Raw genomic sequence first — 20,636 nt, 5'->3', positions numbered from 1 at the left:
GCGGTTCCGAGGTCCGCGGTCCCTACGATCCGCCGGCGGGGGCGTGGAAGACCGGCAGGGCCCAGATCGGAGGGTCCGGCGGCGGCTCCAGGGGTTCCACCCGGTGCGACGGGCCGTCCTCCCGCCTGGTGCCGACTCCGGCGGCGGCGCGCAGGGCCCCCACGAACTCCAGGCAGGAGTCGTAGCGGTCCTCCGGAACCTTCGCCAGGGCCTTGGCCAGGACTTCGTCGGCGGCGGGCGGGATCTCGGGCCGCCTCTCCGTCAGGGGCGGCGGCTGGTCGTACTGGTGCGCCCACAGCAGCGCCACGTCCTCGTCGCGCACGAAGGGGGGTCCGCCGGCGAGGGTTTCGTAGACGACGCAGGCGAGGCTGTAGAGGTCGCACCTGCCGTCGACCGGGCGGCCGGTGATCTGTTCCGGCGCCATGTAGTCGAGGGTGCCGACGAACTCCCCCGCCGTGGTGAACCCGCTGAGCGACAGGGACTTCTTCGTCAGGCCGAAGTCCGTGAGGTAGATGTGTTCCGGGTGGTCGCTGTCGGTACCCGCGGCGACCAGGATGTTGCCGGGCTTGACGTCCCGGTGCACCAGGTCGTGCTCGTGGGCCGCGTCGAGGGCGGATGCCACCTGGGAGGCGATGCGCAGGGCCTTCGCGACGGGGAGCGGTCCTTCCCGGTCCAGCAGGGCCCGCAGGTCCAGCCCGGAGACGTACCGCATGGCGATGTAGAGGACGCCGTCGGTCTCACCGGCTTCGAAGATCGGCACGATGTGCGGGTGGTCGATCTTCGCGGCGACCCGTGACTCGTGCGTGAAGCGGCGCCGGAAGGTGTCGTCGCGGGCGCGCTCGGGCGCGATCAGCTTGAGTGCGACCGTACGGTCCAGCCTCAGGTCCTTGGCGGAGTAGACGACGGCCATGCCGCCGCGGCCGATCAGGCGCTCCACCCGGTAGCCCGCTATCTGCTTGCCGATCAGGCCGGAGGGCCGGCCCGTGTACACGCTCAGGTCGGGTGCCGAGGCCATCAGGTGCCCGCCTCGGCCGGCCGGCGGGACGACGGCGCGGCGCCGACGCGATGTCCGTGGGCGAAGGTGCCGATCATGCCGACCCCGTCCTCGATGGAGCGTCGCCCGAGGGACGACATGGCTGAACGGGTCGCGCTCGACGCGACGGTGTCGGCTCTGGTGCGGAAGTGACGCGCCAGGCCGCTCTTCCATGTCTGAAGTCTATCGAGTGATCCATACGAGTGCCCCTTCGAAACGGAACGGGTCCCCGGCACGTGGTGCCGGGGACCCGTGGCGTGGCGCTGCCTGTGGGGGTCAGCCCGTGCCGCCGCTGCCGCCACGACCGCCGAATCCGCTGGTCTCGCAGCCGATGCCGACGCACAGGCCGCCGTCGCCGCCGAGGCCGCCTTCGCCTCCGTCGCCGCCGGGCGACGCCGCCCCGCCGGTGCCTCCGTCGCCGCCGTTGACACTGCCGTGGCAGACGCCGGCGCAGACTCCGCCGTTGCCGCCCGTCCCGCCGGTGCCACCGCCGGGCCGGCCCGTCACGCCGGTGCCTCCGTTGGCGCTGCCGTTGCAGAGGCCGGCGCAGATGCCGCCCTTGCCGCCCTCGGTGCCGTTGACCGAGCCGTTGCACTTGCCCGCGCAGACCTTGTCACCGACGCGGACGCTGTCCTTGTCGACCTTGACCTTGCCGGTCATCCGGTCACCGAACTTGCCGATCGCCCCGTTGCGGCCGAAGCGGTTCCCGCCGGTCTGGGTGTCACCGCCGCCGGGGGCGGGACCGTGCTGCCGGGTGACGGTTGCCTCGACCGGCTGGCTCGGCAGCGCCGGCGCCGCCGTGGCGGCCGTCGTCATCGCACCGGCACCGAGCAGAGTCGTCGAGACGAGAAGACCAAGACGGAACTTCCAAGATCGCACGCGCATGAGATTCTCCCTTGTCTGAAAACTGATGTCCGCTACGCGGATCGGTTGGTCGAATTCCTCGCCGTGGACCATTCCGCCGGCGTAAAACAGTCGGGGCGCTCCGGCCGCATCGGGCCGGAGCGCCCCGAGGGGATTCGTGCCTCAGGTCGAGGAGGAGAAGCCGTCTCCCATCAGGGCGAACCAGTTGCCCTCGAGGTAGTCGTCCTTCAGGTTGTCGAGCTGCTCCTCGGAGAGGTCGTACTTCTTGGCGATCTTCTCCTTCATCTCGTCCGAGTCGTCGACCAGCAGGATCATCACGATGTGGACCTTGTCGACCATCGAGAGGTCGGACTTCGACTTGTCGGGCAGGTCGTCGAACCGGAAGCAACCGACTCCGCCGGGCTTGCCGGGCTCACCCGGCTCGCCGGGCTGACCGCCCCTGCCGCCCTTGCCACCCTTGCCGCCCTCGCCGCCGTGGCCACCCAGGGCGCAGTGCGTGGGCTGCTCCGCCGCGACCGAGGAGCTGGTGCCCGCCGGGGCCTTGAACTCCGACGCCTGCGCGGCGCAGGCCGTACCGGTGACGAGGGCCAGGGAGGCCGCCGCCAGGATGAGCGGACGCTGCCAGGTGCACGTGAACATGGGGTTCTCCGTTTTCGTAGGACAAGAGGTGTGGATGGGGGTCGGGGGGTGGGGGGACCGGGGGGTGGAGGCCGGGAGGGCCTCCACCCCGTCGGATCGGGTGCGCCTTTTAGAAGATGGAGCCACCACCGGCTCCGGCGTCGCCACCGAGGCCACCGATCAGGCCGCCGAAGCCACCGTCACCGGCGTCCCCGCCCGCACCACCCTGGAAGAAGCTGAAGCCGCCCTTCCCGCCGTTGCCGCCCTTGCCGCCCTTGAGGAACCCGTCACCGCCGCCGCCGCCGGCGCCACCGCCGCCGCCTTCGAGGATGCCGAAGCCGCCCTTGCCGCCGTCGCCGCCGGCGCCACCGATGCGGCCCTCGCCGCCACCGCCACCGCCACCGCCGCCACCGCCGACGAGGAACCCGTCGCCACCGTCGCCGCCGAGGCCGCCCTTACCACCGGTACCGTTGACGCTGCCGCCACCGGCACCGCCGGAACCGCCACCGCCCCCGACGAGGCCGCCGCTCCCGCCCTTGCCGCCCTTGCCTCCGGCGCCTCCGTCGGTCGGGAGGAGAATCGAGTGCACGTGGTCGGGCATCGGAGCCGCCGTCGCAGCAGAGGCCGGCACGAGGATTCCTCCGAGCACCACAGCGGCCGAAGCAGCCAGCGTGGCGAAGCGGAAGCCCTTGCGGGTGGGGCGGACGGTGCTGTTGGTGTGCATCTTGCGGTTCATGATTTTCTCCTACCGAATGAAGAGGGATATTGACCTGCCCGGATTTCCGGGACGGTGCGGAGATACTGGCGAGAGGAGGAATCCCTTTGCGAGGTTTTCCGTCTGTACCTTTCGCTTCGTTTCCTTTCCGCTCCTCAAGTAAGCCCCGGACGGCACCCCCGGGTCATGTTCCGGAATCTCGGGACTTGACACCCGCCTGAACGCGGGGTACAACTCCGCGCGGCCGGCGCCCCGAGGGGCGGACGGCCCCCGCTTGACCTCAACCGCACTTGATGTCCGAGGCTCACTGCACGGGCGCCGGAGAGGCCGGCGGCCCTGTTGGAGGGGTGAGTGCCATGCGCGCGACACAGGCGATCGGGTTCGGCGGTCCGGAGGTACTGGTTCCCACGGAGGTGCCCGAGCCGGTGGCCGGCCCGGGACAGGTGCTGGTCTCCGTCGCCGCCGTGGACACGATCTTCGTGGAAACCCAGGTGCGCGGCGGGTGGGGCCGCGAGCACTTCCGGGTGACCGCGCCCTACCTGCCGGGCGGCGGCATAGCCGGTACCGTCCGCGCCACCGGCGAGGGAGTGGACCCGGCCTGGCAGGGCCGCCGGGTCGTCGCCTCCCTCGGCATCGCCGGCGGGGGCTACGCGGAGCTGGCCGTGGCCCCGGCCGAGGGCCTGGCCGCCGTACCGGACGAGGTCTCCTTCACCGATGCGGCGGCCCTGGTGCACGACGGCGTGACGGCCGCCCGGCTGCTGGACACGACGGCGCTGCGGCCCGGCGAGCAGGTGCTGATCCTGGGCGCCTCGGGCGGCATGGGCACCGTACTGGTCCAGCTGGCGAAGGGAGCGGGCGCCCGGGTCGTCGGCGTGGCCCGTGGCGACCAAAAGACCGCGCTGGTAAGGGAGTTGGGCGCGGACGCCGTGGTCAACGCGAGCCACCCCGGCTGGGTGGAACGGGCCCGCGAGGCGCTCGGCGGCGCGGGCGCGGACGTCGTGCTGGACGGGGTGGGCGGTGAGGTCGGCCTGGCCGCGTTCCCCCTGGTCCGGACCGGCGGGCGGTTCTCGGCCCACGGCGCTCCGACGGGCGGCTTCGCCCCGGTGACCCCGGCGGACGCGGCGGCCCGTGACGTCCGCCTGCTCGGCATCGCGGACGTCCAGCTGACGACCCCGGAGCACGCCGCACTCGCGGCGCAGGCCCTGCGGGCGGCGGCCGAGGGCGCCCTGCGCCCGGTGATCGGCGCCACCTTCCCCCTGGAGCGCGCGGCGGCGGCGCACACGGCGATCGAGTCCCGGGAGCTCGTGGGCAAGACGGTGATCACCGTGTGAGGGGCCTGCTCCACCGCCCCGCCGGGCGGGTCGCCGACCCTGAAGCGGGCCCGGGCACCGATCAGGGCGAGGGCGAGGACGCGGGAGATTCCTGGAGGTAGGCGGCGATCAGGGCGAGGTCGTTGGCGATGGTCAGCACCCCCGCGGGGTCGGCGGTCGGGGTGGAGGCGCCGTTGACTCCCGCGTAGAAGGTGTCGTAGCGGCCGCCCCCCTTGTCCAGGTAGCCGGCGATCGTGATGGCGCCGACGGCCAGCCTGTCGTTGAGCGCGTCGCCGCCGACGGCCGCTCCGGTCTTGGCGAACACCTTCCCGCGCGCCGGGCAGCTGCGGCAGTTGTCGGCCAGCAGCCCGTCGACGCCCAGGATCGGCAGGGCCTCCCGGAAGAGCCGCGCGTCAGGGGTGCGCTGCCAGTACGCCAGCATCTGCACCAGCGCCCGGGGGGTCACGCGGTCGGCGGGGTTGCCGCCCCGGCCGTCCATGAGCTGGGCCTGCTCGCGGTCGACGCCCGCCCGGTCCAGGAAGTCGGCGAGCACCGGGAAGCCGTCCTCGCACTGGCGGCTGCCCGTCGTGACGGCCATCAGGCAGATCCCGAGGTTGGCACCGAGGTTGTGGCTGACCTTGAGGATCAGCTTGGCGTACTGGGCGTAGGGCGGGGAGGTGTACGCCGCCACCCGCGGCCGCCCCGCGTAGTCGCGCGGCAGCCGGGCGACCGGGTTGGGGCCGGCCGGGTCCGCGGTGACCCGCACCCCGGCCCGGCCGAGCGCCTCGATCAGCGCGGTGCGGCCGAAGGCGGCCGGATCGGTGATCGGTGAGGTGCGCAGCAGGGGCTCGGCGTCCGCCGCGATGGTTCCGGACAGCCGGATCCGGGTGCCACCGTCGGTGGCCGTCACCGTGACGGCGGTCGGCTCGCCGGCCGCCACGGTCTTCACGGTGGAGGTGACCTGGTACGGGGCGACCTTCGGCCGCCAGTCCAGCCGGGCGTCCGCGCCGGCCCGGCCCCCGGGGGTGGTCATCAGGTCGATCAGGTTGTCGTTGATGATCAGCGGCGTCGGGGTGGGGTCGAGGACGGGGTCGGGGAGGAAGAGCCGGCTGTCGACGATCACGTCGCCGTCGAGGCGGGTGATGCCGGACGCGCGGACCTGCCGGGCGAGCTGGTCGATCCCGGCGAGGGGGTTCTCCGGGGTGAGGGTCGCGCCGGGGAAGTCGTTGGCGTAGGTGTGGTCGAGGTCGGTGTACGCGACCGTCCCGTCGGGCCGTGTCCTGCCGCCCATGGTGAGGTCGCCCTGGGCGACGAGGTCGAGGTCGCCGGTGAGCGTGGTGCCGCTGCGCTCGCCGACCGCGTAGAGGGGGGTCACGAAGCGGTGGTCCGTGCCGAGGGTCTGCCAGGGGCCCGAGACGCTGATCAGCTTGGCGGTGGAGCCGGGGATGAAGAACTGGCCGGGGAACATGCTGTGCACCACGCGCCCGTCGTCCGGTTCGGTCTGCAGCAGGCCCCACTGGGCATGGCTGTACTGCGGCTTCCGCATGATCTCGATGATGCGCGGGTCGAGCCGGCCCTGCTCCGCGTCGCCCGACGGCGACGGAGAGGGAGAGGGGGAGGGATCCGCCGCGGCCGCCGTACCGGGGGGCAGCGCCACGAAGAGCAGTGCGGCGCAGGCGGCGGCCAGGCCCCGCCGCAGCGGTGCGCGGTGGACGGAGTGGATCGGACTGCTCACAGCGCGCTCCGTTCGTCGCGGCTGCCTGGTCCCCGAGGCCGTGTGAACAGAGTGGCACGGCCGGATTCGACCTGCATGTCACGCCCTCCGAGGGCCTGCGGCCTCGTCCGCCGCAGCCACGTTGCCGCGCCGTGGCCGGATCTCGATGCCGGGCCGGGGTGCTCCGGAGGCAGCACTGACGGGTGTTGCCGACGGCGGGTACGGTTCCGGCATGAATTCCGCAGCAAGTTCGAACGGCGACGACGGGGCGACGACGAAGGTCATGACCGTGATCAAGGACATCGCACGCCGGCAGTTGGCGGAAGTGGGGGCCGCAGGGCTGTCCCCGGAGGCGGTGGCCCGCGCCGGCGCTCTCGCCGTCACCGATGTCGAGGCCGTGTTCCCGCACCGGGACGACCTGTTGACCGCACTGGTCATCGACGCCTACGACGCGTCGGGCGCCGCGATGGAGGAGGCCGACGAGGCCGCCGCCAAAGCGGGCGCCCCGGCGGGTGCCCGGCTCCTCGCGGTGACGCGCGCGCTGCGCCGGTGGTCGTTCGCCAACCCGGCCGAGTTCACCCTGATCTACGGCTCACCCGTGCCGGGATACCACGCCCCGCAGGAGACGGTCCCGCCGGCCTCGCGCACCCCCGGGGTGCTCGCCGGCATCGTGCGGGCGGCGCTGGTGGGCGGTGAACTCACCCCGCCGCGGCGGGCGGTGCCCGGTCCGCCGCTGCTCCTGCCGGCCGCCGTGGAGGCCTTCGGCGGCGTGCCCGAGGCTCCGTTCTCGGACATCATCGAGCGCGGCATCGTCCTGTGGAGCAATCTCATCGGGCTCCTGGTGTTCCAGGTCTTCAGCCGTACCCACGACAGCGTCCGGGACGAGGCCGCGTTCTTCGACTACTCCATCGCCGTGGCGGCCGAGAGCATCGGGCTCGTGGTCCCCTCGGGCGAGACCACCGACTGAACCCCTGTCCGCCGCAAGCGCGGCACGTGCAGAAAAGCGGGACGTGAACACCACCAGAACCCTCTGCTTCGTCATAGCGGCGCTGTCCTCGTACGCGGCGCTCGCCTACCGGCTGTGCCAGGCACGCCGCAGTTGGCGGGACAGCGCCTACCGCACGCTGATCGCCACTCTGCTGCTCCAGTGCCTCACCTTCACCATGGGTGCCTTCGCCATGGGCGGCAAGAGCCTCTTCGGCGTCGGGAACCTCGCCGTCCTCGTCATGCACCTGGCCGCCGTCGCCTTCTGCGTCAGCGCGCAGATCATCCTGCTCCGCTGGGCGGCCGCGGACGAGGCGACGGTGCGCATGACGCGCTACTGGCTGGTCTCCGGCATCGTCCTCGACGTGCTGCTGACGGCCCTGTTCTTCATCGCCGACGGCCCGGGCCGGCCCACCTCGGACTTCGACGGCACCAGCGAGCCGCTGATGCTCACGTACCTCCTGGTCTTCATCGTCTCCCAGGCGGTTCCGTGCGTCGCCATCTACCGGCAGTGCGGCCCCTACGCCCGGATGACCGACAACGCCACGCTGCGCCAGGCCCTTCGGCTGCTCTCGGTGGCCGCGGTGGTCCTCTTCCTCTACTGCGTGGCCAGGACGGTCAACATCCTCACGGCTGCGGGCGGTGTCGACATCGGTGCCTGGAAGGTCGCCGCCTCGGTCTTCAGCGCCGCGGGCATCGTCCTGCTGTCGCTCAGCCTGACCAACTCCTCCTGGGGACCCTCGGCCACCCGGCTCCTGGAGTGGTCCCGGACCTACCGCACCTACCGGGTGCTGTACCCGCTCTGGCGGGACCTGTACGAGGCCTCCCCGGACATCGCCCTGGAGCCGCCGGGCGCGTCGGTCTCGGACCTCGACTACCGCCTTCACCGTCGGGTGGTCGAAATACGCGACGGATGGCGGGACTTGCGCCCGTACATCGACCGCACGGCCGGCGGCGCGGAGCGACCCGGCGGGCCGGGCGGGGAGGCGAGCGAGGAGCTGCGGCAGGCGTTCACGGAGGCGGCGCAGATCAAGCAGGCTCTGCTCGCCAAGCGGACCGGTACGGTCCCGCACGACAACAAGGACGCGGGCGACTTCGACGATCGCGACACGGACAACTTCAGTGCGGAAGTGGCCTGGCTCACCCAAGTCGCAGCCGCCTACAGTAAACTCGGTACCGCGAGTTGAGAGCTCCCGCCCGGTTTGCATCCCCCGTCAAACCGGGCGGGCATGCCCGTTCCGCCCGATTCAGATCGAGCCGGACGGGTGGACTCCCGCCCGGACTGGCCCGGCCCATCCCCCGAGGGCCGGGCCAGTCCGATGTCGCCGGCAGCCGACTCCGTGAAGCCCCCGCGAGTCGACTTAGCTGACAGCTATCGGCGAGACCCCAACGGTGGCGGATTCCCGGCCAATTGTCAACTGACTGCTAATCTGTGAGACTGACAGATAGCCAAGGGCTATGCCGAGGAGGTGACGGGAGGAAGATTCACCATGACCGGGACGGAAAGCGGGTCCGATGACCGGCCCCTGCTCGCAGTGCGCCTCGACGACCTGTTCAAGACGGTTCGCCCCAAGGGCAAGAACTGGACCAATGCCGAGGTGGCCGAGGAGCTGAAGCGCGCCAACCCCGAACTCAAGGTCGGGGGCGTGTACTTGTCGCAGTTGCGGACGGGCAAGCGCTCCAACCCCTCACCCGACCTCCTGGCGGCCCTGGCCCGCTTCTTCGGCGTTTCGGTCGCCTACTTCTTCGACGACAAGGTCGCCGAGTCGGTGCTCAGCCAGATCGCCGCCATCGAGGCACTGCGCCAGTCCGGGGTCCGCGCGGTGGCGATGCGCGCGGCCGGGATGAAGAAGGAGAACCTCCAGGCCATCACGGCCATCATGGACCAGTACCGGCAGATGCAGGGCCTGCCGCCCGTCACCGACTCCTCCCAGCCCGAATGAGGGCCTCGCGGAAGGAGCGGTCGGCCGACCAGGACCGGCGCAGCGGGCTCAAGAAGCTCCGCAAGGCCGGCGCCCGGCGGATCGCCGAACTCGACCTCCCCGAGGTGACCGACGTGGCCGAACTGTGCCGCCACCTCGGCGAGGTGCGCGACCGTCCGATCACGCTCGTCCCGATGCAGATGCCCTCCACGCATCCGTGCGGCATGTGGGTCGCCGCACGCGACGAGGACCTCATCTTCTACGACGCCAACACGACCAGCGCGCATCAGGAGCACATCATCTTGCACGAGCTGGGCCACATCATCTGCTGCCACCGAGGGGCGGGCGGGCTGGACGAGGCTGCCGCCCGCCTCCTCTTCCCCGACCTCGACCCCCAACTCGTACGGGACATGCTCCTGCGCGCCACGTACGACGACGTCCAGGAGCAGGAGGCGGAGATCATCGCCTATCTGCTCTCCCAGCGGATGGGCGGCGCCGAACACCGGCACGGCGCTCCCCCGGCGGCGGACGCGGACGAGGGCGCCGACCCCGGCAGGAGCGCCGTGCTCAGCCGGATCGAGCGCACCCTGTTCTGAGGAGTCGCTCAGTGCCCTGTGGAGGCCACCTCTTCAGCGAGGACCGAGACGGCCCGTCTGATGTCGTCCTCGCGGTGTTCGCTGGTGAGGAAGAACCGCAGCCTCGACAGCCCGTCCTCCACGGCGGGGTGCACGATCGGGTCCGCGATGATCCCGCGGTCGTACAGCCCGCCCGCGACGCGCAGGGTCCGCGCCGAGTCACCGAGGATGCACGGCACGATCGGGGTGTCGGCACTGGAGCCCGTGGCCAGACCGGCCGAAGCGGCCAGGTCGAGGAAGAGCCGGGCGTTGCCGCGCAGCGCGCGGACCCGGTGCGGCTCCGCCGCGATCAGCTCGGTCGCGGCCAGCGCCGCGGCCGCGTTGGCCGGGGTCAGGCCCACGCTGTAGACGAAGCCCGGCAGCGTGTGGCGCAGCCAGCGCACCATCCGGGCCGAGCCGCCGAGGTATCCGCCGCAGCTGGCGAAGGCCTTGGAGAGGGTGCCCATCCACAGGTCCACGTCGGACCGCTCGACTCCGAAGAACTCCCCCACGCCCCGGCCGTGTTCGCCGACCGTGCCGATGCTGTGCGCCTCGTCCACCATCAGCAGGGCGCCGTAGCGCTTCTTCAGTTCGATCACGGCGGGCAGGTCGACGAGGTCGCCGTCCATGCTGTAGGCGCCCTCGACGGCGATCAGCACCCGCCGGAAGCGGGACCGGTTGAGGCGCAGCATGTGTTCCAGCTGCCCGATGTCGTTGTGGGCGAACGGGCGTCGCGCCGCCCCGGACAGGGCGCAGCCCTGGAGGATGCTGTCGTGGGCGAGCGCGTCGTGCACCACCAGGTCCTGGGCGCCGACGAGGTGCCCTATCGCGGTGACGTTGGTGGCGTGGCCGCTCACCAGCGTCAGGCAGTCCTCGACGCCGAGGAACTCGGCAAGGGCCCGCTCCAGGCGGACCGTCAGCTCCCGTTCGCCCGACAGCACCCGGCTGGCGGAGACCGAGGTCCCGTACCGGTCGACCGCCCGGTGCGCGGCCTCGTTGACCGCGGGATGTCCCGAGATCCCCAGGTAGTTGTAGCTTCCGAAGGACAGGTACGCACGCCCTCCGATCACCGTGGTGTCGCGGACGTTGCCCTCGTGGACGCGGAAGTACGGGTACTGCGCCCCGCTGTCGGCGATCGCGCCCAGGCGCTGCTCGAACAGGCTCACCTCGGGGAAGTCGTCGACGCTCGCCGTCCCGGCGCTCCACTGCGGCAGCGTCTCCCGGGGCGCCGGCGGCGCGGGGGGCGCCGGCTCGGCGCGGTCCGGATCGACCAGGGCGATCAGCCGGCCGACGGTGAGTCCGGGCGTGAAGAGCTCTTCGGTGCGGAAGCCCGGTACGCGCTTGCCTATGTTGACCTCCAGTTCCTGGAGCATCAGGGAGTCGAAGCCGAGGTCGGTCACCAGCGTCATCCGCTCGCTCACGTCGGAGAGCGGGAAGACGCCGGTGCGCGAGACCTCTTCGAGCACGACGGCCGCGGGGGACGCGCCCTCGGACCACGGCGAGCGGGCGGGCTCCGCCTCTCCGGGCCGCCCCACCGGTGCGGCGGGGTCCGGCAGGTCGCGCGCCGACTCGTCCACGACCCAGTGCCGGCGCGGGGCGAGCGGACTCGGCGGGAGGGTGCACGGGGGCATGCGCTCCGCCGCCGTACGGTCCTCCGGTACGGCCTCCCGTCCCGGGCCGGGGTCTGCGGCGCCGCCCGCCTCGACGGCCTCGGCCGCGGCGGTCAGCCGGGCCACGGCGTCGGCGGTGTCCTGCGCCACGAGGGCGAGGTGTTCCGTGAGGGGGCTCCGGCGGGCCAGGGTGTCCGCCACCGCGGCGAGCGGCGGCCGGTCCTCGGTGAGGGTGCGGGCCAGTTCCCGGGCGTGGCGGGCCAGCCCGGCCCGGTCGCGGGCACTGAGCACCAGCCGGTGCGGTCCCGCGGCCGGCGCGGGTCGGGCCGGCGGGGCGCACTCCTCGACCACCATGTGCACGCCCGTGCCGCCGAAGCCGAAGGCGCTCACCCCCGCCCGGCGCGGCCGGCCGTCGTCCGGCCACGGGGTCGGCGCGGTGGGTACGGTCAGGCGTGCCGCGTCCAGCGCGGAGCGGTCGGCCAGGTCGAACTCCGGCTGGGGCGGTATCACTCCCCGCTGCACGGCCAGGACGGACTTGATGAGCCCGGCCATCCCGGCGGAGTTGAGCGAGTGGCCGATCACCGCCTTCACCGCCCCGAGGTAGGCGGGTGCGGCCCCCTCACCGCGCAGTTCGCTCAGGACGCCGAGCTCGACGGGGTCGCCGACCGTCGTCCCGGTGCCGTGGGCCTCCAGGTAGCCCACCACGTCGGGGGGCAGGTCCGCGTCCCGGTACGCGCGCCGCAGGGCCCGGAGCTGACCGGCCGCACGGGGGTGCATACCGCCCTGCACGGTCCCGTCGTTGGCCGTTCCCACACCGCGGATCACCGCGTAAACCCGGTCGCCGGCCGCCAGCGCGTCGGACAGGGGCCGCAGCGCGAGGACCCCGGCTCCCTCTCCCAGGACGAAGCCGTCGGCGCGTGCGCCGAAGGGCAGGCACCTGCCGCTGCGCGAGAGGGCGCCGATCCGGCACAGCCCCACCAGCAGATCGGGGGCGAGTATGAGCTGGGCGCCGCCGGCGAGTGCGATGCGGGAGCGGCCCGAGCGCAGGGCGTGCACGGCGTTGGCCACGGCCATGAGGCCACCGGAGCACGCCGAGTCCAGCGCGTAGCTCTCGCCGTGCAGGTCGAAGACCGAACTGATCGTGTTGGGGCCCATGTTGAGCAGCAGCCCGGCCACGGACGTGCCGTGCAGTCCGTCGACCGCGCGGACGGTCTCCGGCCACCGGAGACCGTCCGCCCGCGCACCGAACTCACCGCCGGCCAGCTGGCGCATGCGTATCTGCAGGGTGCTGAGCTCGCGGTAGCCGCTCTCGGTGAGCGCGGTGATCACCGAGGTCTCCTCGCGGTCGAAGCCGTCGGCCTCCCACCCCGCGTCCTGGATCGCCTCGCGGGCGAGGTCGATCAGCAGCCGGTGCTGCGGGTCCATCGCCCTGGCCCGCCGCGGCGGTATGCCGTAGTGCGCGGCGTCGAAGTGGCCCACGTCCGGGAGCAACGCCATGGTGTCCGTGTAGGCCGACGAGGTGTCACGGGCGTTGTCGCCCAGGAAGGCGGCGGTGCGCCAGCGCGAGTCCGGGATGGTGGAGAACTGCGCCCGGGGCGCCCTCAGAAGCCGCCAGTACTGGTTCACATCGCGCGCTCCGGGGAACCTGCACGCCATCCCCACGACCGCTATGTCGTCGCGCGCCGCGCGCCCCGGGTCCACGGTGGGATCCGTCCCTGTCGCCGCGGTCACCCGGTGGCCGCCAGGCGCTCGCGCCACCAGTCCACGGTCTCCTTGACCTGTTCGTCGAGGGGCGTGGCCCGTCCCCCGAACGCCGCCTCGTACGCGTGCGCATCGACGGTGAACGGGCGGTCGAACTGGTAGCGGATCTCTTTCAGTTCGCGGATCAGCGGGGAGAAGAGCGAGGCCAGGCCCAGCGCGGCCGGCGGGATCCGGCGCACCGCGACCGGTGCCGTACCCGCCTGGGCGGCCAGCCGGCCGACCATCTCCCGGACCGACAGCGCGGGCTCGGTCGGAACGTGCCACGGCCGCCCCCAGGCCCGCTCCTCCCCCGCGACCTCGACCAGGGTCCTGGCCACGTCGGGGAGATAGGTCCAGCTGTGCGGCACGTCCGGGTCACCGAGGGTGGAGACCGGCTTGCCCCGCAGCAGCGGTGGCAGGACCCGCCCGGCCAGGTGGCCGCCGTCGGTCACACCGGGCCCGAAGAAGTCCGAGGCCCGTACCTCGACCGCCCTGACCCGGCCCTGCTCGTGCAGCTGCCGTGCCTGCTCCCACACGGCGGCGCGCACCCGTCCCTTGGTGCCGGTGGCCGCGAGCGGCAGCTCCTCGGTCAGGGGAGCGTCCACCGGGCCGTAGCCGTAGAGGTTGCCCAGCATCACCAGGACGGCCCCGGTGGCCTCGGCCGCGGCCAGGACCGACGAGGCCAGCGGCGGCCAGGCACGCGCCCAGTGATGGTAGGGAGGCGCGGCGCAGTTGTGGATCGCGGCGGCGCCCCGCGCGGTCTCGGTCAGCCGCGCGCTGTCGGTCGCGTCGAAGGCGAAGTGCTGGATTCCGGGTTCCGGTTTTCTGCCCGACGTGGTGACCACCCGTACGGAATGGCCCTGTTCGGCCAGAAGCCGGGCGGTGGCCGCGCCGGCGGGTCCAAAACCGATGACGACATGAGAACTCACGTACGCACACTAGCGCGAGCCGCCCGCGCCAGACGGCGTACGGCTGCATCCCCCCTGCCATCCGGTCCGACCGGGCCGATAGTCGCCTACGGGCTGCCGGATCACGACGTTCCACCGGCCGGAGGCGGGACCCGCACCACTCGGCTCCCACCCTCCGCAATCTCATTCGTATGACTATTCCGGTTTCCTGGTATCGGCCGTTCGGGCGCGGCACCATGGCTGCTCTCAATGGGCGGGCACGCGGGGGGCACATGAGGTTCACGGCGTACGACCGCGCTCTCGTGCTGGCGGGGCGCATGGCCCGGGACCGGAGACTCCCGCTGCGCGGAGGCCTCTCCACCCGCGGCACCCGGTGGACGGCGTCGCGCCTCGACGCCCGTCTGGAGCGACCCGAGGGCCTGCCGGCCCGACTCCACCGCGAGCTGCTCGAACTCGACGGATTCCTCGGCGGACTGAGCATCGCGGACTCGAAGGACCCGGGGAACGCCGGGCACTCCTGGGTACGGGCGATGCTGATCAGGATGACCGACCAGCCCTGGGAGCGGGACGAACTGCCGCCCAGGGACCGCCATCTCGCCCGGCTCTACGAGCTGCTGGGGCGCGAGTACGTGCGCTGCGCGGACTGGTCGACCGCGTCCGAGTGCTTCATCGGCGCCGCCCTCCACTGGGGCACCCCCCGCCACAAGCGGCGCACGTACGCCCAGATGGTCGTCCTCACGATGAAGGAGGGGGACCGCGCCGCCGCCCTGGACGGTCTGGAGATCCTCGAAGGCGCGACGCACCGCCCGTCCGCCGCCTTCCACCGGATCGCGGCCCGGATCCTGGACCCGGAGCCCCTGCTCGGCGCGAACGCGGCCGAGGGCATCGATCGGGTGCGCGAGCTGGGGATCATCCCCTACACCTACCTCGTCTCCTGCCTCGCGGAGCGCCTCGCCGCCGACGCGCAGCCGGAACGCGCCCTCGGCCTCCTCACCAGGGCCCTCGCCCGGCTCGCCGCGGATCGGGCCGACGACTGGCTGGTCGGGGAGCTGGAACAGGCGGCCGCGAGCATATGGACCGCGCTGGAGCGGTACGAGGAGGGCCTCGCCCTGGCCCTGGCCGCCTGGGCGAAGCTGGACGCGCAGCGGTACCGGGCGTGCTCGCACACCCAACGGCTCACCCTCTGGAAGAACTTCGGACCCACCCGGCGGGCCGCCCTGGTCTCGGCGGTCGCCCTGGGGGACGAACGCACGGTCGCCGAGCTGATCGAGTCGTGCAGGCTCCAGTCCCTGCTCGGCGCCGCCGTCGAGATCGATGACGACGAGAAGCTCGCCGAGAGCGGGATCGACGCCAAGACGGGCCCCGCGGACGCCGGGACGCAGGACGGGGACGGCGAGGCCGCCGGGAGGGCCGTGACACCCGCCCCGGCCGCGGAGGACGGGCCCGGCGCGGCCGGCGGCAGGGACCTGGTCGTGTCCTCGTCCGTCTTCACCGCCTACCAGGACGCCCTGAACTCGACGCTCCTGCACTTCCCGGAGCCCGTCTCCTACCAGGGCGAGGCCCGCCTCCTCCCCCACTACCGCACCGCGCTGCCACCGAAGGAGGCGCAGCGCCTCGCGGCCCGGCCGCTGGACGACGCGCTGCCCGAGGGTGTCTTCTGGGCGACCCACATCGAGGACGGGCTCCTCTTCTGGTTCCTCGCACGGGACGGACGGCCCGCCGGGTTCGGCGTGCAGGACCTCCGGGAGTTCGACCGGATCAAGCCGGTCCTGCTGGGCCTGGCCGGGCATTCCCAGTCCTCCGAACGCAAGACGTGGAGCCTGTTCCCCTACAAGCGCGGCCCCGGGGACTTCTACGAGCCGTTCACACAGCTGAGGAGCTGGCGGTCGGCGGAGGAGCAGATCATCACCCGCACCATCGGGCAGCTCCTGCCGCCGCCGCTCGTCGACGCGCTGCGGCGGTCCGGCGCGGACGAACCGCTCCGGCTCACGATCTCCGCGGCCCGCGAACTCACCTGTGTGCCCTGGGCGATCACGATGGTCCCCGGCACGGAGGAGCGGCTGATCGAGAAGGCGGTCCTGCGGATGTGGACCTCGACGCCGACCCAGCTCAAGCGCGCGTCCCGCGGCCTCCGGCTCCCGCCCGGCACGCCCGTGCCGTTCCTGCTGGCCTGCGACAACCCGGACGGGTCGCTGCGCGAGCGGACCGCGGACTCCGTGGTGAACGAGGCGGACGCGCTCCTGACCGTCTCCGGGCCCAACGGCCCCGGGACCAAGGACGCCCTGCTGGCCGCCCTGCACGAGATCGGACCCTCCACCCACGGGGTCTTCTTCTACCGCGGTCACGGGGTGCACGACAGCGATCCGGCCTGGTCGGCCCTGCCCCTGGCCGAGGAGACGTACGTACAGTCCGGCGAGCTCTTCGGGGCGTTCGACGACGGCACGCCCTTCCTGCCGATGCCCACGCGGGTGATCCTGTCGTGCTGTTCCAGCTCCAGCGCGTCGGCCCTCGGCGGCGAGGGCATGGGGCTCGCGGCGGGCGTCATCCACTCCGGTGCCGATCAGGTGATCGCCACCTCCCTCGACATCCGCGACGCCTCCTTCACGGAGGCCTTCGAGGACCTCCTCGTCCGGGGGATGCTCGACGGGCAGCGGGCCGGCGACCACGCGGACCTGCTGAGGCGGTTGCAGCTGCGGATGCTCACCGAGTGGAAGGTGTTCTCGGTGCGCGGGGAAGACCTCGACGGCGAGGAGATCCGCGATCCCCACCCCATCATCTGGGCCTCGTTCCAGGCGTACTGAACCATCGAGAGGACCTCTTTTCATGATTGCCGTTTCGATGCCGTCGGACATCGCCGATCTGCTGGTCGCCGAGGGACTCGCCATCCGGCCGGGGGGCCGGGGCAGCAGTGCGGCCGATTTCGCCGTCGTCGGCATCTCGGCCCTGTCCGCCACCGTCAGCCTCCTCCAGGGACCCGACACCTTCCTGCGCCTCACGGAGCTCGTCCGCACCAACTTCGGGCGGTCCACCACCGGGGTCACGGTGGAGATCAAGGCGAACGGCGACAGCGTGACCATCCGGATTCCGGGCGACGCGGACGTCGTGACCGTCGCCCGCCAGGTCCAGGAGGCCCTGATCGGCGACGACGAATAGCCGCGCCGCACACCGTTGTCGCGGCCGGACACCTTCTGTAACCATATGACTGCAAGCGGTATCGAACGGGGCGGGGGCTTCGCCGTGGATCAGGCACTCTTGGAACTGGCCGGCGTCAGCAGTACGGCCATCTTGGCGGCGGCGGCCACCGACGCCTGGCAGACCATGCGCTCCGGGGTCGCCGGACTCCTCAGGCGGCACGGCGAGAGCCGCGGCGAGAACGCCGAACCCGGCCTGCTGGCGCGGCTCGACGAGGACGCGGCCGCCCTGGAGGCCGTCGCCGAGGACGACCGACAGGCGGTCCGCGAGGAGCGGGCGGGCGCCTTGCGGACCCGGCTCGAGGGCTGGCTCGCGGAGCATCCGCAGGCCGCCGCGGAACTGGAGGCCCTCACCGCCCGGCGCGGCGGGCGGGCGGCGAAGAACGTCATGCACGTCAACGGCCAGGGCACGAGCCCCACTTACGGCGTGATGTTCGGAACCATGAACATCGACAACCGCGGCAACGACGGAACCCGACGCACGGATTGAGGCCCCGGAGACGTGACGTCCGCCGACGAGCCTCCCCTGGAGGCGTCCCAGCACATCCATGCCGAGCCGGGCAGTTCCGTATACGCCGTCCTCCACGGAGACATCCACGTGAGGGGTGGCCGGCCCGTGTACCAAGTGGCGCCGTTCGACCTCATGCCCCGGTCCGTGCCGATCGAGGCGGCTCTTCACCAGCCCAGCAGGCTGCTGGCCGCCGAGAACCACGTGGTGCCCTTCCACGGCCGGGGCGGCGAGCTCGACGCCCTGGGCCGGTGGCGGGAGGGGGACGGCGCGCGCTCGGTGGCGCTCGTGCACGCCGGCGGCGGCCAGGGCAAGACCCGGCTGGCGGCGCGGCTCGCCGCCGATTCCGCGGCGCGGGGCTGGGCGGTGTGGGCCGCCCACCACCGCAGCGACCCCATCGCCGAGCAGGTCGTCGCGCCCGGAGACCCGGGGCGCACGCTGTTGCTGATCGTGGACTACGCCGACCGCTGGCCCGCCGACGACCTGCTGATGCTGTTGTCGAACCCCCTGCTGCACCGCCCCCGGCAGTGCCGCGTCCTGCTCGTCGCCCGTTCCGCGAACCTGTGGTGGCCCGCCCTGCAGAACCGCCTGGCCAAAGCCGGCCTCGACACCGGCCCCACCCTCGAACTGCCCGCGCTGGCCGCGAGCCACACCGACCGGCAGATCTCCTACCGCGTCGCCCACCGGGCCTTCTCGAAGGCACTCGGGCTTCGCAACCCACCCCTGCCGGCGGTCCCCACCGACCTCGACGGCAAGGCGTACGACGTGGCCCTCACCCTCCACATGGCCGCGCTCGTCTCACTCGACAGCTTCCGGCTGGAGCTCACCTCACCCCGCGATCCCTTGGGCCTGTCCCGCTACCTGCTGGACCGCGAACACGACTTCTGGCAGGGCCTCCACGACAACGGCCGCGTCACCACCGAGCCGCGGATCATGCGCCGGGCCGTCCACACGGCCGCGCTCACCGGGACCCTGCCGCACGCCGAGGCCGCCACGGCCCTGGACCGCATCGGCCTGTCCGGCGCTCCTCCGTCGGTCGTCGTCGACGACCACGCCGTGTGCTACCCGCCGCGCGATCCGGCGGCCGGCGTCGCACTCGAACCGCTGTACCCGGACCGGCTCGCGGAGGACTTCCTCGCCCTGTCCACACCCGGGCACGCGTGCGCCGGCTACATGCCCGACCCGTGGGCGGCGGGGGCCGCCGGCCGGCTGCTGCGGCCGGAGCAGACCCCGTCACCGGCCACCGGAGGCCTGGACCGGTTCCGGCGCAAGGCGCAGCCGCCGCCTCCGGAGTCCGTGCCGCCGTACACCCGATCCGCACTGTCGGTCCTGACGGACACCGCCCGCCGCTGGCCGCACGTCGCCGAGCGCGAGCTGTGGCCGCTCCTGCGGGCCAGGCCGCAGCTGGCCGTCGACGGCGGCGGCGCCGTGGTGGCCGCGCTGACCGAGATCGCCGGCGTCGACCTTCCCGCGCTGGAGGCGGTGGAGAAGTGTCTGCCCCGGCACCAGGACATCGACCTCGCACCCGGTGCGGCGGCGCTGGGCCGCGTGCTGACGGAACACCGGCTGCGCCTCAGCGACAGCCCGGCCGAGCGCGCCGGCCTCCACGAGGCGCTGGGCACCAGGCTGGTCCAGGCCGGACTCTGGAAGGAGGCGGTGGCCTCGTTCCGTTCCGCGGTGAGCATCCGCAGGAGCCTGCCGGACGGGGGTCCGCCGTCGAACGGGCCGCGCCTCGCCGGTGCGCTGAGCGATCTCGGCATCGCCATGTACAGGACGGGCCGGCAACAGCCGGCCGTCGAGCTCATGACCGAGGGCATCCGGCTCTTCCGTGAACTGCGGCACTCCGGTGTCACCGTGCCCGTCCAGGACTTCGCCATGGCCCTCAGCAATCTGGGCATGGCGCTCATGGAGATGGGACGGGGGCCGGAGGCCGAGCCCTACACCGCGGAGGGTCTGCGGCTGCGCCGGCGCTCGGCCCGCTCGGGCCGCCCGGAGGCCGAGGCCGAACTCGCGGCGTCCCTGGACAACTACGGCCTCCTCCTCTACCAGAGCGGCAGGCCCCGCGAGGCGCTGCCGTACGTCCGTGACGCGGCGGAGCGGTACACGAAACTGCACGGGGTGCACCCGGGCAGGTTCGACGAGGACGTCTCCATCGCCCTCAAGAACCTGGGCATGGTGCTCGACGCGACCGGTGACGCCCCGGGCGCCCTGGACGCGGCCCGGAGGGCGTGCGCCATCGCGGCGGAACTCGCGCGGCGCAACCCCTCGGCGTACCGGCGCCTCCACGCCTTCAACCTGCACGGGCTGGCCATCCGCCTGCACCACCAGGACCGGTTCGAGGAGGCCCTGGCCGCGGCCCTCCAGGCCCACGGGATCCGCTCCGCACTGGCGCAGGACGGCTCGGCTCCGCACGCGCTGCACCTGGCGGAGACGGCCGGGTTCGTCGACACCGTCCTGGCGACGCTCGACCGCCCCGCGGAGGCCGTTCCGTACGCCGGGGAGGCGGTCGGGCTCCTGCGCGGGCTGTACGAAGCCGAGGGCCCGATGTACCGCGCGTACTTCGCCGGGCAGCTCGTGGCCCTGGCGCAACGGCTGTCCCAGGTGGACGATCCGCGCGCCGCGTGGCCGCTCGCGGCGGAGGCGGCCGGTCATCTGCGCGCCGAACTGCGGGCCGCCCCGGACTCGCCCCTCCGCTCCGCCCTCCTCATGTGTCTCGTCGTGTGGGCCGGTCTGTCGAAGGACCTGGAGCTGTGGTCCGAAGCCCTCGTTCAGATCACGGAGGCCGTCGACCTGTTCGCCGACCTGCCGGGCGGCACCGAAGAGGACGACGCCTGGCGGCAGCTCCTGAGCGCCACGCGCGCCGAGATCCTGGACGCCCTGAACGGCGGCGCCCAGGACGGCTGAG

Annotated in this window: 16 protein-coding genes; 9 read left to right on the top strand and 7 right to left on the bottom strand. The window is 72.7% G+C overall.

The genetic code is table 11. The features are described 5' to 3' along the window. Positions 1 to 22: 22 nt before the first annotated feature. The 4 genes from AB0D29_RS30160 to AB0D29_RS30145 all read right to left on the bottom strand — a co-directional run bounded on the left by AB0D29_RS30160 (position 23) and on the right by AB0D29_RS30145 (position 3,251). On the bottom strand, positions 23 to 1,015 hold the full coding sequence (locus tag AB0D29_RS30160) for a serine/threonine-protein kinase (protein ID WP_362858556.1): 993 nt from the start codon (positions 1,013 to 1,015) through the stop codon (positions 23 to 25). 294 nt (positions 1,016 to 1,309) lie between these two features. Beyond that, positions 1,310 to 1,918, bottom strand: coding sequence for a hypothetical protein (locus AB0D29_RS30155; protein ID WP_362858555.1), 609 nt, complete (start codon positions 1,916 to 1,918; stop codon positions 1,310 to 1,312). A gap of 141 nt (positions 1,919 to 2,059) precedes the next feature. Next, positions 2,060 to 2,536, bottom strand: coding sequence for a hypothetical protein (locus AB0D29_RS30150; protein ID WP_362858554.1), 477 nt, complete (start codon positions 2,534 to 2,536; stop codon positions 2,060 to 2,062). Positions 2,537 to 2,645: 109 nt separating this feature from the next. After that, a complete protein-coding gene (locus AB0D29_RS30145; protein WP_362858552.1) occupies positions 2,646 to 3,251 on the bottom strand; it encodes a hypothetical protein in 606 nt (201 codons plus the stop codon). 335 nt (positions 3,252 to 3,586) lie between these two features. Here AB0D29_RS30145 and AB0D29_RS30140 point away from each other — a divergent pair, with 335 nt between their 5' ends. Next, a complete protein-coding gene (locus AB0D29_RS30140) occupies positions 3,587 to 4,561 on the top strand; it encodes a zinc-binding dehydrogenase (protein ID WP_362858551.1) in 975 nt (324 codons plus the stop codon). A 61-nt stretch (positions 4,562 to 4,622) separates the two neighbouring features. Here AB0D29_RS30140 and dacB read toward each other — a convergent pair whose 3' ends face one another. After that, positions 4,623 to 6,275: a D-alanyl-D-alanine carboxypeptidase/D-alanyl-D-alanine-endopeptidase gene (gene dacB, locus AB0D29_RS30135; protein WP_362858550.1), complete on the bottom strand. Its 1,653-nt coding sequence runs from the start codon at positions 6,273 to 6,275 to the stop codon at positions 4,623 to 4,625. 211 nt (positions 6,276 to 6,486) lie between these two features. Between dacB and AB0D29_RS30130 the strand changes: the two genes are divergently transcribed. From AB0D29_RS30130 to AB0D29_RS30115, 4 genes are all read left to right on the top strand, one after another. Next, on the top strand, positions 6,487 to 7,221 hold the full coding sequence (locus AB0D29_RS30130) for a TetR-like C-terminal domain-containing protein (RefSeq protein ID WP_362858549.1): 735 nt from the start codon (positions 6,487 to 6,489) through the stop codon (positions 7,219 to 7,221). 43 nt (positions 7,222 to 7,264) lie between these two features. Continuing rightward, a complete protein-coding gene (locus tag AB0D29_RS30125) occupies positions 7,265 to 8,425 on the top strand; it encodes an MAB_1171c family putative transporter (RefSeq protein WP_362858547.1) in 1,161 nt (386 codons plus the stop codon). A gap of 303 nt (positions 8,426 to 8,728) precedes the next feature. Continuing rightward, on the top strand, positions 8,729 to 9,181 hold the full coding sequence (locus AB0D29_RS30120) for a helix-turn-helix domain-containing protein (protein ID WP_362858545.1): 453 nt from the start codon (positions 8,729 to 8,731) through the stop codon (positions 9,179 to 9,181). After that, on the top strand, positions 9,178 to 9,756 hold the full coding sequence (locus AB0D29_RS30115; RefSeq protein WP_362858544.1) for a toxin: 579 nt from the start codon (positions 9,178 to 9,180) through the stop codon (positions 9,754 to 9,756). The genes AB0D29_RS30120 and AB0D29_RS30115 overlap by 4 nt, the downstream gene beginning before the upstream one ends. Before the next feature lie 8 nt (positions 9,757 to 9,764). Here AB0D29_RS30115 and AB0D29_RS30110 read toward each other — a convergent pair whose 3' ends face one another. Both AB0D29_RS30110 and AB0D29_RS30105 read right to left on the bottom strand, forming a co-directional pair. Further along, positions 9,765 to 13,085 carry an aminotransferase class I/II-fold pyridoxal phosphate-dependent enzyme gene (locus AB0D29_RS30110; protein ID WP_362858611.1) on the bottom strand — a complete coding sequence of 1,107 codons (3,321 nt, stop codon included), beginning with the start codon at positions 13,083 to 13,085 and terminating at the stop codon, positions 9,765 to 9,767. A 26-nt stretch (positions 13,086 to 13,111) separates the two neighbouring features. After that, positions 13,112 to 14,053: an NAD-dependent epimerase/dehydratase family protein gene (locus tag AB0D29_RS30105; protein ID WP_362858543.1), complete on the bottom strand. Its 942-nt coding sequence runs from the start codon at positions 14,051 to 14,053 to the stop codon at positions 13,112 to 13,114. Between the two features lie 251 nt (positions 14,054 to 14,304). Here AB0D29_RS30105 and AB0D29_RS30100 point away from each other — a divergent pair, with 251 nt between their 5' ends. The 4 genes from AB0D29_RS30100 (at position 14,305) to AB0D29_RS30085 (ending at position 20,635) form a co-directional block, all read left to right on the top strand. Next, positions 14,305 to 16,833, top strand: coding sequence for a CHAT domain-containing protein (locus tag AB0D29_RS30100; protein WP_362858541.1), 2,529 nt, complete (start codon positions 14,305 to 14,307; stop codon positions 16,831 to 16,833). Between the two features lie 22 nt (positions 16,834 to 16,855). Then, on the top strand, positions 16,856 to 17,185 hold the full coding sequence (locus AB0D29_RS30095; RefSeq protein WP_362858539.1) for a hypothetical protein: 330 nt from the start codon (positions 16,856 to 16,858) through the stop codon (positions 17,183 to 17,185). An 84-nt stretch (positions 17,186 to 17,269) separates the two neighbouring features. Further along, entirely contained in the window at positions 17,270 to 17,713 is a 444-nt protein-coding gene (locus AB0D29_RS30090; protein ID WP_362858538.1) for a hypothetical protein, read from the top strand. Between the two features lie 126 nt (positions 17,714 to 17,839). Then, entirely contained in the window at positions 17,840 to 20,635 is a 2,796-nt protein-coding gene (locus AB0D29_RS30085) for a tetratricopeptide repeat protein (protein ID WP_362858536.1), read from the top strand. Position 20,636 lies beyond the last annotated feature (1 nt).

It is taken from the genome of Streptomyces sp. NPDC048424 (assembly GCF_040651555.1).
Taxonomy (GTDB): domain Bacteria; phylum Actinomycetota; class Actinomycetes; order Streptomycetales; family Streptomycetaceae; genus Streptomyces.
The sequence above is the reverse complement of the archived record's forward strand: the minus strand, read 5'-3'. Positions and strand labels throughout refer to the sequence as shown.